This is a genomic window from Streptomyces albofaciens JCM 4342 (genome assembly GCF_008634025.1).
GTDB classification, from domain to species: Bacteria; Actinomycetota; Actinomycetes; order Streptomycetales; family Streptomycetaceae; genus Streptomyces; species Streptomyces albofaciens.
On the sequence record NZ_PDCM01000001.1, the window covers coordinates 4,113,046 to 4,127,582 of the forward strand.

General features: G+C 72.3%; 12 protein-coding genes. 4 read left to right on the forward strand and 8 right to left on the reverse strand.

Features of this window, described 5'->3' with window-relative positions:
* Positions 1-12 precede the first annotated feature (12 nt).
* Together sbnA and CP973_RS18405 are read right to left on the reverse strand one after the other, a co-directional pair.
* Positions 13-978, reverse strand: a complete 966-nt coding sequence (sbnA, locus tag CP973_RS18400) for a 2,3-diaminopropionate biosynthesis protein SbnA (RefSeq protein ID WP_208853206.1) — start codon at positions 976-978, stop codon at positions 13-15.
* A 470-nt stretch (positions 979-1,448) separates the two neighbouring features.
* Positions 1,449-3,677 (reverse strand): ATP-binding protein, encoded by a 2,229-nt coding sequence (locus tag CP973_RS18405; protein ID WP_150242081.1) that lies wholly within the window; start codon positions 3,675-3,677, stop codon positions 1,449-1,451.
* A gap of 233 nt (positions 3,678-3,910) precedes the next feature.
* Between CP973_RS18405 and CP973_RS18410 the strand changes: the two genes are divergently transcribed.
* Complete coding sequence (locus CP973_RS18410; protein WP_150242083.1) at positions 3,911-4,810, forward strand: aminoglycoside phosphotransferase family protein; 900 nt, start codon at positions 3,911-3,913, stop codon at positions 4,808-4,810.
* A gap of 193 nt (positions 4,811-5,003) precedes the next feature.
* Here the strand turns inward: CP973_RS18410 and CP973_RS18415 are convergent, their stop codons facing one another.
* From CP973_RS18415 to CP973_RS18425, 3 genes are all read right to left on the reverse strand, one after another.
* Positions 5,004-5,858 carry a glycoside hydrolase family 19 protein gene (locus tag CP973_RS18415; protein ID WP_280119017.1) on the reverse strand — a complete coding sequence of 285 codons (855 nt, stop codon included), beginning with the start codon at positions 5,856-5,858 and terminating at the stop codon, positions 5,004-5,006.
* A 497-nt stretch (positions 5,859-6,355) separates the two neighbouring features.
* The gene (locus CP973_RS18420) at positions 6,356-6,601 is read right to left on the reverse strand and encodes a hypothetical protein (RefSeq protein ID WP_150242087.1); all 246 of its coding nucleotides are present in this window, start codon (positions 6,599-6,601) and stop codon (positions 6,356-6,358) included.
* Between the two features lie 87 nt (positions 6,602-6,688).
* The gene (locus tag CP973_RS18425; protein WP_150242089.1) at positions 6,689-7,375 is read right to left on the reverse strand and encodes a TNT domain-containing protein; all 687 of its coding nucleotides are present in this window, start codon (positions 7,373-7,375) and stop codon (positions 6,689-6,691) included.
* Positions 7,376-7,449: 74 nt separating this feature from the next.
* Between CP973_RS18425 and CP973_RS18430 the strand changes: the two genes are divergently transcribed.
* Positions 7,450-8,055 carry a hypothetical protein gene (locus tag CP973_RS18430; protein ID WP_150242091.1) on the forward strand — a complete coding sequence of 202 codons (606 nt, stop codon included), beginning with the start codon at positions 7,450-7,452 and terminating at the stop codon, positions 8,053-8,055.
* Between the two features lie 243 nt (positions 8,056-8,298).
* Here CP973_RS18430 and CP973_RS18435 read toward each other — a convergent pair whose 3' ends face one another.
* Positions 8,299-10,620 (reverse strand): PP2C family protein-serine/threonine phosphatase, encoded by a 2,322-nt coding sequence (locus tag CP973_RS18435; protein ID WP_150242093.1) that lies wholly within the window; start codon positions 10,618-10,620, stop codon positions 8,299-8,301.
* A 390-nt stretch (positions 10,621-11,010) separates the two neighbouring features.
* Between CP973_RS18435 and CP973_RS18440 the strand changes: the two genes are divergently transcribed.
* Positions 11,011-12,063, forward strand: a complete 1,053-nt coding sequence (locus CP973_RS18440; protein ID WP_150242095.1) for an NAD(P)-dependent alcohol dehydrogenase — start codon at positions 11,011-11,013, stop codon at positions 12,061-12,063.
* A gap of 39 nt (positions 12,064-12,102) precedes the next feature.
* Positions 12,103-12,909 carry a DeoR/GlpR family DNA-binding transcription regulator gene (locus CP973_RS18445; protein WP_150242097.1) on the forward strand — a complete coding sequence of 269 codons (807 nt, stop codon included), beginning with the start codon at positions 12,103-12,105 and terminating at the stop codon, positions 12,907-12,909.
* 8 nt (positions 12,910-12,917) lie between these two features.
* Here CP973_RS18445 and CP973_RS18450 read toward each other — a convergent pair whose 3' ends face one another.
* Positions 12,918-13,256, reverse strand: coding sequence for a hypothetical protein (locus CP973_RS18450; RefSeq protein WP_150242099.1), 339 nt, complete (start codon positions 13,254-13,256; stop codon positions 12,918-12,920).
* 254 nt (positions 13,257-13,510) lie between these two features.
* Complete coding sequence (locus CP973_RS18455) at positions 13,511-14,419, reverse strand: S1 family peptidase (RefSeq protein WP_150242101.1); 909 nt, start codon at positions 14,417-14,419, stop codon at positions 13,511-13,513.
* Positions 14,420-14,537 lie beyond the last annotated feature (118 nt).

Consider the following 14,537-nt stretch of genomic DNA (forward strand, 5'->3'; position numbering starts at 1 on the left):
CATGTCCTGTTCTCAGGCGCGCGCCTGGTCCATGACCGTTTTCGGGTCGAGAAGGTGCGGCCAGCGTTCGGCCACCCATGCGTCGTCGTAGAGGGTTTCGAGATACCGTTCCCCGAAGTCGGGGGAGAGCGCCGCGACGACGCTGCCCGCCGGGATGTCCGGGGCCGCGTTGCGTACCGCGGCCAGTACGGTACCGGTGGAACCGCCGAGCAGCAGCCCCCGCTCCTCGGCGAAGCGGCGGCACATTTCCACGGCTTCGGCCTCCGGTACGAGCACCACGTCGTGCACGTGTTTCTCGTCGAGGATCTCCGGGCGCCGGCTGGTGCCCAGCCCCGGGATGTGCCGCCGGGCCGCGGGGCCGCCGAAGGTGACCGACCCCAGGGAGTCCACCGCGACGACGCGGGTCGCCGGGCTGTGTTCGCGCAGGTAGGCGGCGCAGCCCATGAGCGTGCCGGTCGTCCCGGCGCCGATGAACACGTGGTCGACCGGGCCGAGCGCCTCGACGAGCGCGCGCCCGGTCCGCTCCCGGTGGGCGCGCGGGCCGGCCGGATTGGCGTACTGGTTCAGCCAGTACGTGTTCCGTTCCCGGCGCAGGCGTTCGCGGATGTAGTTGATGCGGGACTGCAGATAGCCGCCGTTGCCGTCGCGTACGTCGATCACCACGACCTCGGCGCCGAGTGCCTCCATGAGGCGCACGGACTGGGCGTTGGCGTTGGGATCGGTCACGCACGTCAGGGCGTACCCCTTCGCCGCGCACACCATGGCGAGCGCCACCCCGAGATTTCCGGAGGTGGACTCGATGAGCCGGGTGGCGGGAAAGGGACGGCCGGTGCTCTCGGCCTCGGCGACCAGCGCCACGGCCGTCTTGAGTTTCACCGAGCCGGCCGGATTGAGGCCCTCGATTTTCAGGAAGACCGAGCTTCCTGGTACCAGTTCGTCGGCCCGGATGAAGAGATCATCCAGGATCAGGTCATACACTTCTTCTGCTATCACAGGAATCCAAGGTGCTGGAATGCGGGCATGCGCAGCTGCCGGATCCGTCCGGTGAAAAACGCATGCGGATGTCGTGGTCACGCGTGGTGATCAAGGCATGCAGAAGAGTTGGAAGTTCCCCCGTTCCGTTCCCCCGTAGGCCGCCCCGCTGTCCCCCGTAGAACCGCGATGGCGACGCCTTAACGGAAAGATACCTGTTGCGCCAAGATCCTTTCCAGCGATTGCGGTGTTTGAAAAGTCAACTCCGGTGAAGTCCGGTGGCGGAATTGGCCGTTCGGCGGGGGAGGGGAGGCTCCGCTTCCTGGTGGCGAGCTTCGCGGCAGAAAGCGTTCTGCCCAGGAAACCGCGGGTTTCCGCCGTCCTCGCGCCCGGCGGGACGGGAGCTTTGTGGGCCCGGTGGGGCGCCCTCCGGTCCCGCCCGGATTTTGCTCATTGTTGACGGTTTGGGGGCAGGCTCACGTGCTCCGGGGCGGTGCCCCGTCCGAGAGAGCGCTCCCGTCCGCGCCTTCGGGCACCCGCTCGGCGGCCTCGGCCAGCCGGCGCTGCAAACGCTCGGCCTCCTCCGTACGGTGCTGGGTCCGGTACAGCTCCAACGCCTGCCGCCAGGCCTCACCGGCCTCCGCGGCCTGGCCCAGCGCCGCGTGCGCCTGGCCGATGCCTTCGAGGAGCAAGGCTTCGTGGAAGGTGTTGCCGATCTCGCGGAAGAGCGTCAGGGCGCGCCGGCCGTTCTCCAGTACGTCGGTGTACCGGCCCGTGCGCAGGCCCAGGTAGGCGTGGACGCTCAGCGACAGCGCCTCGCCGTTGCCGTTGCCGTGGCGGCGGTGCAGCAGCAGTGCCTTGTCGCCGTAGGCCGCGGCCTGCTCGTAGTGGCCCAACTGCGCGGAATACCAGGCGGACTGGTTGAGTCCGCGCGCCTCCCACTCCTCGTCGCCGATCGTCTGGAACAGGCCCAGGGAGCGGGTGGCGTGGTCCAGCGCGGGCCCGATGCGGCCCTGCTGTCCCCAGGCCCAGCCGAGAACGCGGTGCGTATGGGCCTGGCTCGGCAGGTCATGGGAGCTCTCGGCCAAGGTCAGGGCCTCGTTGAGGTGTTCGAGCGCCTCGGTGTGCCGGCCCGCCAGGGCGCACGATTCGGCGAGGAGGCGGTGTGCCGGTGCCTCGATGGCCGGGTCGCCCAGGCACAGCGCAGCGGTCAGCCCCGCCCGCGCGACGGCCACTTGGTCGGGCAGCCTGCCGCGGCGCCAGTGGTACGTGTGCAGGGTCGGCGCCAGCTGCCACACCAGCGTGTGCCACTGCCGCTCGACGGCCAGGCGCTGGGCGGCCATCACGCAGGGGTGCTCGGCGTCCAGCCAGGCCAGGGCCCCGGCCTCGTCGGGCAGCGGGTGGGACAGACAGCCCTCGGCGGGCGGGTCCAGCACGACCGACTCGCGGTGCGGATCGAGCAACTGGTCAGCGGCGTAAGCCGTGTGCAGGTAGAACTCCACCAACCGCCGCAGCGCGCCGTCCCGCCGGCCCTCGGCCTGGTGACGGTGGGCCTGGTCGCAGGCGTAGAGACGGATCAGGTCGTGGAGCCGGTAGCGCCCGGGTGCCGGCTGGGACACCAGGTGGGCGGTCTCCAGCTCCCGCAGCAGCGCGCGGACCCGAGCCTTCGGCAGCCCCGCCAGCGAGGCGGCGGCGGGCAGGCTGATGTCCGGTCCCGGCGCCAGGCCGAGCAGCCCGAGCAGCACGGCCGCCTCGGGGGACAGCGCGTGATACGAGGACGAGAACGCGGCGCGCAGATTCAGCGGAATCTCGCCCGCGTCCAGCTCGTCGAGCCGGGTCGTGTGGTCGCGCAGCTCCTCGGCGAGCACGCTCAGCGGGAAGCCGGGGTGGGCGGTGGCGCGGGCGGCCACGATGCTCAGTGCCAGCGGCAGCCCGGCACAGCACGCCAGGAATTCCCGTACCGCCTCGGGCTCGGCGGCGACCCGCTCGGCCCCCAGGTGGTCGACCAGCAACTGGCGGGCCTCGGCCTCGGACAGCACGTCCAGATCCAGGGAGCGGGCGCCGTGGGTGGTGACCAGCCCGGCCAGGTGGCGGCGGCTGGTCACCAGCACCGTGCAGGTCGCGCTGCCCGGCAGCAGTGGGGCCACGTGGGCGGTGTCGCGGACGTTGTCCAGCACGATGAGCATGCGCCGCTCGGCGACCAGGCTGCGGTAGAGCCCCACCTGGGCGTCCAGGTCGGGCGGCACGCCGGACGGGTCCACGCCGAGGGCGTTGAGGAAGCCGCGTACCGCCTCGGCGGTCGGCATCGGTTCACCGAGCGGGGTGAAGCCCCGCATGTCCACGAACAGCCGGCCGTCGGGGAACCGGTCGGCGTGCCGATGCGCCCAGTACAGGGCGAGCCAGGTCTTGCCGATGCCTCCGGCGCCGCCGATCGCGGAGATCGTCACCGTGGTGCCGGACTCCACCGCCTCGTCCAGCGCGGCGGTCAGCGCGGCCAGTTCACCGGCCCGGCCGGTGAAGCGGCTCGGCGCGGCGGGCAGCTGGTGCGGTACGGGACCGCGCTCCCGCGCGGGGTGCAGATGGACGTCACCGTGGACGACACCGGCCTGCACCACGTGGCCCTCGACCGGCGCGGACACCACGTTGCGCACGTCGGCCGCCAGCGGGCTCCGGTCCCGGTTGCTCGCATCATGTTCCGTCGTCACAGTCGCCACCACTTTCCACTGCCGTCACACCGAGCGACCGTCTCAGTGTCCCGAGGTGCCGGAGCCGCGGATGGGGGCAGCGCGCTTTCCTACCCGTGTGAGTGAAGGCCGCGCGGGACGCCCGCCGGCAGACACCATGCCGGGCCGACGACCGGCCTCACGGCTCCTGATCTGCGCGTACGGGCCGAAAAACGGTTGACGCGCGAGGACGCCCGGTGGTCGGGTGGCGCCCCATGAGCACAGGGCAGACGCCTCCCGGTCCGCACCCCGTCGACGACGACCTCGTACGGCGGCTGGTCGCCGGGCAGTTCCCGCGGTGGGCGGAGCTGCCGGTGCGGCGGTTCGCGTCCGCAGGCACGGTCAACGCGATGTTCCGGCTGGGGGACGACATGGCCGTACGGCTGCCCCTGACACGGGGCGGCGCCGCGGATGTGGCGCTGGAACAGGAGTGGCTGCCCCGCCTCGCGCCCCGGCTGCCGGTAGCCGTCCCCGAAGTGCTCGCCGCCGGAGAGCCCGCCGAGGGGTATCCGTGGCCGTGGTCGGTGTACCGCTGGCTGGCGGGGGAAAACCCGGTCGAAGGGGCGCTGAGCGAACCCGAACCCCTGGCCGGGGACCTGGCCGGGTTCGTGGCGGCGATGCGGAGCGTCGCTCTGCCCGGAGCCCCGGCGGCCTACCGCGGTGGGCCGGTCGCCGCGCTCGACGCGCCGACACGGGCGGCGATCGAGGCACTGCGCGGCATCCCGGAGGAGGGCGTCGACTGCGACGCCGTGACCGCCGTGTGGGAGGACGCGCTGCGGGCCCCGGCCTGGGACGGCCCGCCGGTGTGGCTGCACGCCGACCTGATGCCGGGCAATGTGCTGGTGGCCGACGGCAGGCTGACCGCGGTGATCGACTTCGGGTGTACGGGGGCGGGCGACCCGGCCTGCGATCTGTTCCCGGCGTGGAACCTGCTGCCGGCCGGGGCGCGCGAGGTCTTCCGCGAGGCGCTGGGCGTGGACGACGCGACCTGGGCGCGCGGCCGGGGCCGTACGCTCTCACAGGCGCTGATCGCGCTGCCGTACTACCGGGAGACGAACCCGGCGATGGCGGGGAACGCCCGGCATGTGATCCGGGCGGTGCTGGAGGAGCGCTGAGGCTCTTGCGGACCCGGACCCGGACCCGGACCCGGACCCGGACCAGGACCAGGATCCGGACCAGGACCCGGACCCGGACGTCACGGCACACCGCACACGCCCGCCCGCCTCGTCCTTCCGGCCGGGACGGGCGGGACGGACGAGGCGGGTGGGACGGTTAGGCGGGCGGGAAATCAGCCGCGCCGGTACCGGATCAGCAGCTCAGGTTGCCGCCGGTGCTCGTGCCCAGGATCTGGGTGAACTTCTGGTACGAGTTGATCCGGCTCTGCACCTGGCCGGGGTTGTTCCCGTTGCACTCCATGGAGCCGTTGATGCTGCGGATGGTCTCGCCGAAGCCGCGGTCGTTGACGATCGCGTCGTGCGGCGTCATCGTGCCCGGGCCGCGCTGGGTCATCCAGTACCAGATGCCCGTCTTCCAGGCCACGGCCGAGTCGTTCTGCACCAGGTTCGGGTTGTGCAGCAGGTCGATGCCGAGCGCGTCGCCCGCCGCCTTGTAGTTGTAGTTCCAGCTCAGCTGGATCGGCCCGCGCCCGTAGTAGGCCGCCTGTCCGGCGGGACAGCCGTACGGCCGGTTCCAGTCGCAGTAGTGCGGGTAGTTGTTCGTGTTCTGTTCCACGACATGGACCAGACCGCCCGTCTCATGGCCGACATTGGCCAGGAAGGCGGCGGCCTCGCGCTTCTTGATGGTGTCGTTCCCGGTCTTGGCGAAGCCCGGGTACGCGCTCAGGGCCGCCTTGAGGCCGTTGTACGTGTAGAACGGGTTCCTGTTCGGGAACATCTGGTTGAACTGCGCCTCGCTCACCACGAAGTCGCCGGACGGGTTGGTTCCGCCGCCGCAGTTGTACGGCTCCCAGTACCAGGTGCTGATGACCGGGTCGTACCCCGGGTTGTCGTGCTTCGCCCGGTAGTACTGGCCGTTCGTGTACTTGACGATGTCGCCGGTGACATACGGCTTGCCGGCCGTCCAGACGGTGAAGTTGCAGCTCGCGGCGGATGCCGCGGCACCGGGGGCGGGCGCCGCGGTGGCGGGCGGGGCGGCGACGGTCAGAGCGGCGGCGCAGGAGGCGGCCGAGAGCACGGCGGCGACACGCTGTTTCAGCAACACCTGATCACTCCTCAGTGCGGCAGGGCCGCGTGAGATCGGCGACGGACGGTCCGGCGCCCGACGAGCATCGAGAATCACGCTCCGCTTGGCGGACGCAATCGACAGGTGCGGGTACTCAACCCGGTTGGTATGAAGCAGTCAAGGTGATGTACGGACAGGTGATTGATTGCTAGACGATTGACCAGAGTTTCCGTGGATTCCGGTGCATAAGAAGCGCGCCCGGGGAAGGTGGGTACGGTCGGCCGCTGCTGTTCTTGCAGCCCGTTGCCGACCGTCGTGTGGAGCTTTCGTGAGAGTGCCGGATGCCCCTGTGCCCGCTCGGTCCAGTGCCCCGCGGTTCAGCGACCCGGCAGGCGAGCCGTTGGGCAGGAAAGCCGTCCAGGGGGCGGCAATCGGTGGATTCACCAACCGGGTCGCCGGGCCGCCGGGGCGTCTGTTCATCAGGTCAGCATCCGCAACAGATGCTCACACGCCGCCTCTTCGCTCCGGTGCCGGGTGATGACGTGGTGGACGCCGCGTTCGTACACGCCGGTCTCCCATGCCCCGTCCGGCGCCTGCCGCAGGAACAGGAAGTCCGGGGGCGTGGGGGCCGGTTCATGTACCCCTTCGATGCGGTAGTGGCCTTCGGCCACACCTGCGGTGCGCAGCGCGGCCTGTAGGGCGCGACGGTTTGCGGGGGTGTCCATGGAGGGGACGTTACTGTCCGCTGGTAGCACTGCCGGGTGGTACTGCCCCCGACAGCCTCCCGGCATGTCCTCGGGGCCGAGGTCCGCTCAGGTGGCCACAGGCGTGAGGTATCCGTGCTCCCGCAGCCACTTCACGTTCAGCCGCCGGCCCTCTCCGGGGTCCAGGAACACCGCGTCCAGCTTGATCTGCTGCCCGCCGCCGGGCTGCTCGAACCAGGGCGCGACGCTGCCCTGCCACACCCAGAACGGCTTGGCGACCTTGTACACGTGGTAGTCGCACGGCGCGGTCGTCTCGCGCGTGTTGAGGTTCTGCGGGGGCAGGGAGCGCTCGGCGTACGCGTCCCCGGCGGGCGCCAGGAATCCGCCGTACTCGGAACCGAAGCGGTCCAGCCGCTGCCCGGGGCGCAGCTTGGCGGGTTCCTTGTCCACCGTGCCGTTGACCTCGCCGAAGCCGTCGTTGGGCGGGTACTTCCAGTCACCCGAGTCCGCCGGGCCCTCCCAGTACTTCTTCAGGAAGGCGGACGGCGACAGCTTCCCCGTCCTCTGGTAGCCCTTCAGCAGCGGGCCCACCGGCGCCTGCCGCCGGTCCGGCAGCCACTTCGGGCCGAGCCGCGCGTCACCGTGGAATTCCCCGGTGCACGGCTCGTGCCGCGCGGCCGCGGCCGACGCCGCGGCGGTCCGCTCGTCGGGCCGGGGCGCGGCGCCGGCGGCGGGCGCGGTCGCCAGGCCGGCGGCGAGGCCGAGGGCGACGAGTGCGGTGCGTATGCGGTTCACGTGGAGGTCCCTTCACGTGCGGGTGGCCCATCGCCCGGTCCGGGCGTTTCCAGCGGGACAAATAGCATGCCGGAATGAAAGGCGAACAGCATGAACGGGCGAAAGCGGCCAAGCCGTCGCCATATCTCGTCATGGCCGTCGGCTGTCTGCTGCTTGCCGCCGTCGCGAGCTGGAGCGGGTTCCTGCTGGTCGTGGCGGGTCGGGTGATTCCCGGCTGGCTGGTGGGCTCCGCGCTGCTCCTGGTTCTGCTGGTGGTCATGGGAACGCTGGCCGTACGGCGCCGCGTCACCGGTCGTACGCCCGCCGGGAACCGCGGCGTGCCAGCCCGTCTCGTCCTCGCGCTCCTGGGCGCCGCGGCCGGGCTGGGCAGTGCGGTCGGCGGAGTGGGCGACCTGACCGGGGGCGCGGACTACCGTCTGCTGGAGCCGCCGGGACCGGGCGGCTGCCGGGCTGTGACGAGGGAGACGTCGTTCCTCGTGGCGGGCCGGGGCGAGGTCTATGCGGTGGGGGCCGCCGGCATCGGCCGGCGCACGGGTTCCTGGACCGCGGACGACGGCCTGCGCCCCATCGCGCGTGGGTCGTACGAGCTGCACTGGGGCGACGACGGCGGCGTCCTGCTGGTCAGTGGTACGCCGACCGATCCGGTCATGTCCGGTCTGCAAGAGGTCGCCTGCCGTTGATGTCCGGCCCGCAAGAGGTCGCGTGCGGTTGACGCCCGGCCTGCGAGCGGCCACGGCGGCTCACGGCCGGTGGCCACCGGAGGCGTGGCGGGTCCGATGCCGCACACGGGGGAATGCGGCATCGGACCCACCGCACAACCTAGCCGCGAACAGCCGATCGAAAACGGGAACTTGCCGAAGTCGGCGAAGGTTGGCCGAACCCCGTGCCCCGGCAGGTACGCGGCACCCGTGCGGGCACCCCGCTCAACTCCCCACATGCAGCACGATGACGCAGGTGTCGTCCTCCGGATTGGTGTGCAGAACGGACAGCAGTGTCTCCAAATGCGCCTCGGGCCCGCCGTGCGCGCCTTGGCGGGCGGCGGACAGCAGCAGGTCCTCGCGGTTGCCGGCCCGGTCGGCGCGGCGCTCCACCAGGCCGTCGGTGTAGAGGATCACGCGGTCGCCGGGCCGCAGCCTCAGCGTCCTGCACGCGTAACCGGGCGCCAGCCCGGCGCCCAGCGAGGTCCCGTCGTCGTTGACCAGCTCGGTGGCCCGGCCGCCGCGTACCAGGACGGGCGGCGGGTGGCCGGCGCGGGCCCAGGTCAGGGTGCGCCGCCGCGGATCGAAGTGGCCGACGACGGCGGTCGCGTTGAGGGACTCGTCGTGGCCGTGGAAGGCGACGAGGTTCAGACAGTCCAGGATGCGGGCCGGGTCGGCGCCGGTGTACGCGATCCCCAGCAGCGCGTTGCGCAGCTGCGCCATGCCCGCGGCGGCCTGGAGGCCGTGCCCGAGCACGTCACCGATGGCGATCAGCACCCGGCCGTCGGGCAGCGGCGTGGCCTCGAACCAGTCGCCGCCCACGCGGGCGCAGTTCTCGGCGGGCTGGTACCGGATCGCCACCCGCAGCCCCGGCAGGGTGGTGTACGCCCGGGGCAGCAGGGCCAGTTGCAGCTCCTCCGCCATCCGCAGCTGCCGGCTCTCGGCCTCCCGCCGGGTCGCCTCCAGCGCCGCCTCCGTCCGCCGTACGCCGGTCACGTCCTGGACCACACCGCGCAGCGCCACGAGGTTGCCGGGACTGTCGCGGAGCAGTTCGGCGCTGACGCTCACATGGCGCGGACCGTCGGAGGCCCGCGTACGGACCTCGAACCGCACCGGGCCGGGGGCGCGGGCCAGCGACTGCACGGCTTCCACGACGGTCGGCAGGTCCTCCTCGACGACGTACCCGGAGAGGGCGTCCAGCGGCAACGGGCCGCGCTTCGGGTCGCGTTCGAGGATGTCGTACATCCGCCGGGACCACGTCACGCTGCCGGTGACCAGGTTCCACTCCGCCCAGCCGAGGTTCACCAGCCGCTCGTCGTCGTCGATCCGGGTGCTCGCGGGCGTCTGCTCGTCGTGGAACTGCCACGTCACCAGCAGGCCCCCGGCCACGCGCTGGGCCCGCACGCTCAGTACGACCGGACGCGTGACGCCCTGGAAGGGCTCCTCGTACGTGAACGGCCCCCGGTCGAGCGGGATGCCGGTCTCCAGGACCGCCACATACGCGTCGAAGAGCCCGGAGAGCAGCATGCCGGGGAAGGATTCGAGCAGCCGGCTCCCGGTCATCTGGTCCGGCGTACGGCCCAGGAGGTCGGTGGCGCGCGCGTTGCAGCGGTCCACGGTGAACTCCACGACCCGGCCGAGCCCGTCGCGCAGCGGGCGGAGCAGCGCGGTCGGCAGGGGAATCGCGTCGATGACCGCGTCCAGCCAGGCCGCCCGTACGCCGTCGTCCGGCGGTGCCAGGGCGGCCAGCCCGCGCAGCCGCTGCCCGGCGCGGTCGGCCAGCGCCTCCAGCCGGTCGCGGGCCGTGGGCGCCGGTCGCGCGCGGCCGGACCAGATGACGCCGACCACGCACACCACGGCACCCGGCCCGCCGCCGCTCTCGGCGGCGCAGGGCCCGCCCGGCCCGTCCCCGACGGCCGACACCCACGTCAGGCTCCGGTCACCGGCCTCGTCGGCGAGCCACACCCGCTGGTCCGCCGCGGACATCCGGGCCAGCGGGAGGACGCAGGACAACGGTATCTGCGACCAGTCGCCGCCCGTATGTGCCGCCGCTCCGGCGGCCCCGCTCGTCCGGAGCGCGCCGTCGCCGTCCACGACGGCCAGCAGCACCGCCGTGGCGCCGGTGTCCTCGGCCCGCTCAAGCAGCCGCTGTGCCAGCTCCACCGGGTCACGGGCGGTGGTCAGGGCCGCCGTTCCGTCGTACGGGCCGAAGTCGTGCGGGACCGTTCCCGCACGAGCCCGCACCACGGTGGCCCGGCCGGCGCGCTCCTCGGCGGCGCCGGACAGGCGACCGGCGCCGTACACCGTCCTGGCGGAGGGAGCCGGGCCGGGAACAGCCGTCGCCGGGGCGCCCAGGAGGCCGCTCGCACAGGCGCGGGCCTGGGACTCGTCGCATCCCAGGTGCTTGATCAGGAGTTCTTCGACGCGTACGGCGCTCAACGCGGTTCCCGGCGCGTGCCCGCCCGCCGGCGGGACGCCGCCCTCTTCCGGCCGGGAGCCCTTCTCCTCCGGCCGGGAGCCGGTCGCACCGCTGTCACACCGGACCATGGCGCCTCATCGCTTTGTCGACGGCACCCGTGGCCGCCCTGCGGGTTCTGCGGACGGCGTCCGGACGGCGCGTCCGCCCCCGGCCGGTTGGAGGAGCCTGCCCCTGCCTCATGACCGCTGTTGTTTATCAGTGCTCAGACGATCACCGTCGGATCTGGCCGGTACTGCCCGATGCCTTTGCCGCACTGCGCCCGAGAGCAAGAAAGCGAGCGCCGGTTGTCCGTTGCCGATCGTTTGGAGAGGGCGAAGGGCATGACGGCATCGGGGGAGATCCGTACCGCGCCGCAGCAATATCACGCAATATGTGTTAACAATGCTGGTGAGATCTGCTAACAATGCTGTCCACCGTCATCCGTACCACCCCGCCCGCCGACTCCCGAGGACGCCGCCATGCCCGCTCCGCTGCCCGACCACGTCCCCGCGACCATGCGCGCCGCCGTCCTCCACGCGCCCGAGGACCTGCGGATCGAGGAACGGCCGGTGCCGCTCCCCGGGCCGGGACAGGTGCTGGTCCGCGTCGAGGCCGTCGGCATCTGCGGCTCGGACGTGCACTACTACGAGCACGGGCGGATCGGCGACTTCGTCGTCCGCGCCCCGATGGTCCTCGGCCACGAGCCCGGCGGCACGGTCGTCGCCCTCGGCTCCGGCGCCACCCGCCACCAGCCGGGACAGCTGGTCTCCCTCGAACCCGGCGTACCGTGCGGAACCTGTGAGCAGTGCCGCCACGGGCGCTACAACCTGTGCCCCGACGTGTCCTTCTACGCCACCCCGCCGGTCGACGGCGCGCTGTGCGAGTACGTCGCCATCGACGAGCACTTCGCCCACGCCGTCCCCGACACCCTGACCGCCGAGACCGCCGCCCTGCTGGAGCCGCTGTCCGTCGGCGTATGGGCGGCGCGCAAGGGGCGGATCGGGCCCGGCGCGCGGGTGCTGGTCACCGGGGCCGGGCCGATCGGGCTGGTCGCCGTCCAGACGGCCCGCGCCTTCGGCGCCGGCGAGGTCGTCGTCACCGACATCGCGCCGGAACGGCTCGACCTGGCACGGGAGCTGGGCGCCACCGCCACGGTGGACGTCCGGAGCGCCCGGCTCGCCGACACCGGGTACGCACCCGACGTCCTCCTGGAGTGCTCCGGCGTCCCGGCCGTCGCCGACGAGGCGATCCGCTCCCTCGGACGCGCGGGCCGGGCGGTGCTGGTCGGCATGGGCGGCGACACCGTGCCGCTGCCGCTGGCCCATGTGCAAAACTTCGAGATCGAGGTCACCGGGACCTTCCGGTACGCCAACACCTGGCCGGCCGCCATCGCGCTGGCCGCCTCCGGCGACGTACGGCTCGACCGGCTGGTCTCCCACCGGTACGGCCTGGCGGACGCCGAGCAGGCGCTCACCGCGGCCGCCCGGGACCGTACGACGATCAAGCCCGTGGTGTGCCCGCAGGCCGGCTGACCACCGGGCGCCACGGGCACGGAGGGGAAGGAGCGCCGCATGGCCGCCAGGGCACGGCTGTCGCAGGCCGGGGTCGAACAGCGGCGGCAGGCCGTCCTGCGGTACGTCGCCGACCACGGCGCCCTGCGCATCGACGCGCTCGCCGACCGCTTCGACGTCAGCCTGATGACGATGCACCGGGACCTCGACGACCTCGCCGCCCGCCACCTGCTGCGCAAGGAGCGCGGCCGGGCCGTCGCCTTCCCCGCCCTGACGATGGAGACCGCCACCCGCTTCCGCGAGAGCGCGGGGCTGGCGGCCAAGACGGCGCTGTGTGCCGCGGTGGCCGGCCGGATCACGCCGGGCAGCACCGTGCTGATGGACGACTCCACCACCCTCTACCCGCTGGCCGGCCTGCTGGCCCGGGGGGACCCGGCCGACCGGATCACGGTCGTCACCAACTCGGTCGGCCTCGCCCAGCGCCTGGGCGCGGTGCCCGGCGTGGACATCACCCTGCTCGGCGGCCGGTACCACGGCGAGTTCAACTCCTGCACCGGCCCGGAGGTCGGCGGCGCCCTCGCCCGGCTCCACGCCGACCTGGTGCTGATGTCCGCCACCGCCGTCCTCGACGGGCGCCTGTTCCATCCGCTGCGGGAGTACGTCGAGGTCAAGGAGGCGATGCTGGCCGCCGCCGAGGAGGCCGTACTCCTCGTGGACCACGCCAAGTTCGGCAAACGCGCCACGTACGCGTACGGCACCGCCGCCCGCTACGGGACGGTCGTCACGGACACCGCCACCCCCGCCGGGGAAGTCGCCGCCCTGCGGGCCACCGGGGCCGCCGTACAGGTCGTCCGGCCGGAACCGTAGCGCCGCGGTCAGATGCCGTCCGGGGGCAGTGCGGCGACCGTGTCGAGGAGGCGGTTGACCTCGTCCAGGGCCTCACGGCCGGTGTCCGTCTCGCGCTGTTTCGGGTCGTCGAGGAAGTCGGCGGTGCAGGCCATCAGCTGGTACATGGCGCCGATGGGCTTCAGGCCCCACGACGCGTTCAGCAGGATGTGGGTGATGATCCGGGCGGTGAGCCGGCCGCCGTTGTCGTCGCGGGCGAGGACCAGGGTGAGGGCGAGGTTGCGGTCGGCGTCGTCCGGCTGCCACGGCCCGCCGAGGTCGCGGGCGAGGGTGGTGGCCTGGGACCGGATGTCGGATGCCGCGTTCATGGTCCGACCGTGCCACACCGCCGCCCGTGCGGGCGGACGCGCCGAACGGACCCCGGGGTGCCTCACCCCGCCGGGTGAAGGCGGCGGCCGTCCGGCGTACGGAGGCCGTTCGGTGTAGCGCGGCCGTCCGGTGGCGGGGCCGATCGGCGTACGGGGGCCGTCCGGCGTACGGCGGTAGTCCGGCGTACGGCGGGGACCCGCGTGCGCGAGGGGAGCGTACCGGCGAGCACGCGGGGTGCCCGCCGGTACGGGGACTACGGCTTGGGCAGGACACAGCCCGGGCGGCTCAGGTCCAGCTTGTTGCCGGTGCCGAAGCACTTGGGTATCTCGTACGTCTCCTGGGCGTAACCGATGCCGCGGCGCACGCTCACGCGGCCGTTGGCGTCGACCTCGCACGGGTTGTTGAGCGTGCAGCGCTGGCCGCTCTCATTGATCGTGTTGTTGACGGCCGCCACCTTGCCGGAGGCGACGTCGATCACCGGGGAGCCCGAGGTCCCGCCGATGACGTTGCACGGGGAGGTGTAGCGGACCGAGTCCTTCCAGGTCCAGTTGCCCTCCTTCAGCCGGTAGGCGAAGCCGTCCACATTGCAGTTGTAGGTCTTCTTCCAGTACCCGGACACGACGGCGATGGCGGCGCCCTTGACCGGGTGGGTGGTGGCCATGTCCAGCGCCTTGATGCCGTAGCGCTGCTTGATCTGGGCGTAGGTGGAGGAGAGTTCGTAGAGGGAGACGTCGGTGTCGGTCATCGTGCCGTAGACGACCTTGGTGGCGCGGACCGTGCCGAGGTTGCCGGCCGAGGCGCTGAGCACGGTGAAGCTGCGGCTGGACGGCTGGTCCACGATGACCTCGCCGGCGTCCGGCATGCCGCTCTCCAGGCAGTGGCCGTTGGACAGGACCAGGGCCGGATCGTTGTCGGTCGAATTGGGCATGCGCACGATCGATCCGGAGCAGTTGCTGAGCGCCACCGTGCCGGCATAGCTCACGGCTCTGGGCACCGCCTTGGCCGTGGTGGCCGTGGCGTCCGTCGTCCGGTGGAGCGAGGGCGCCGCCGTGTGCCCGGCGGCGTCCGTGACCGTGGCGGCGCCGGCGGTTCCGGCGGTGCCCACGAGGGCGGCGGTGCCCAGGACGGCCGTGGCCAGGGCACCGACGAGAGGGCTTTTCATGTGGGGGTCCTCTCAGGATCTGTGGCCGAAGTTCCTTCGGCTTTGACGTGCGCATTGTTGGGGCAACTGAGGCTGCTGGCAACAACTTCGCCGTAACTGGAGGGGGATGGTCCGTGTT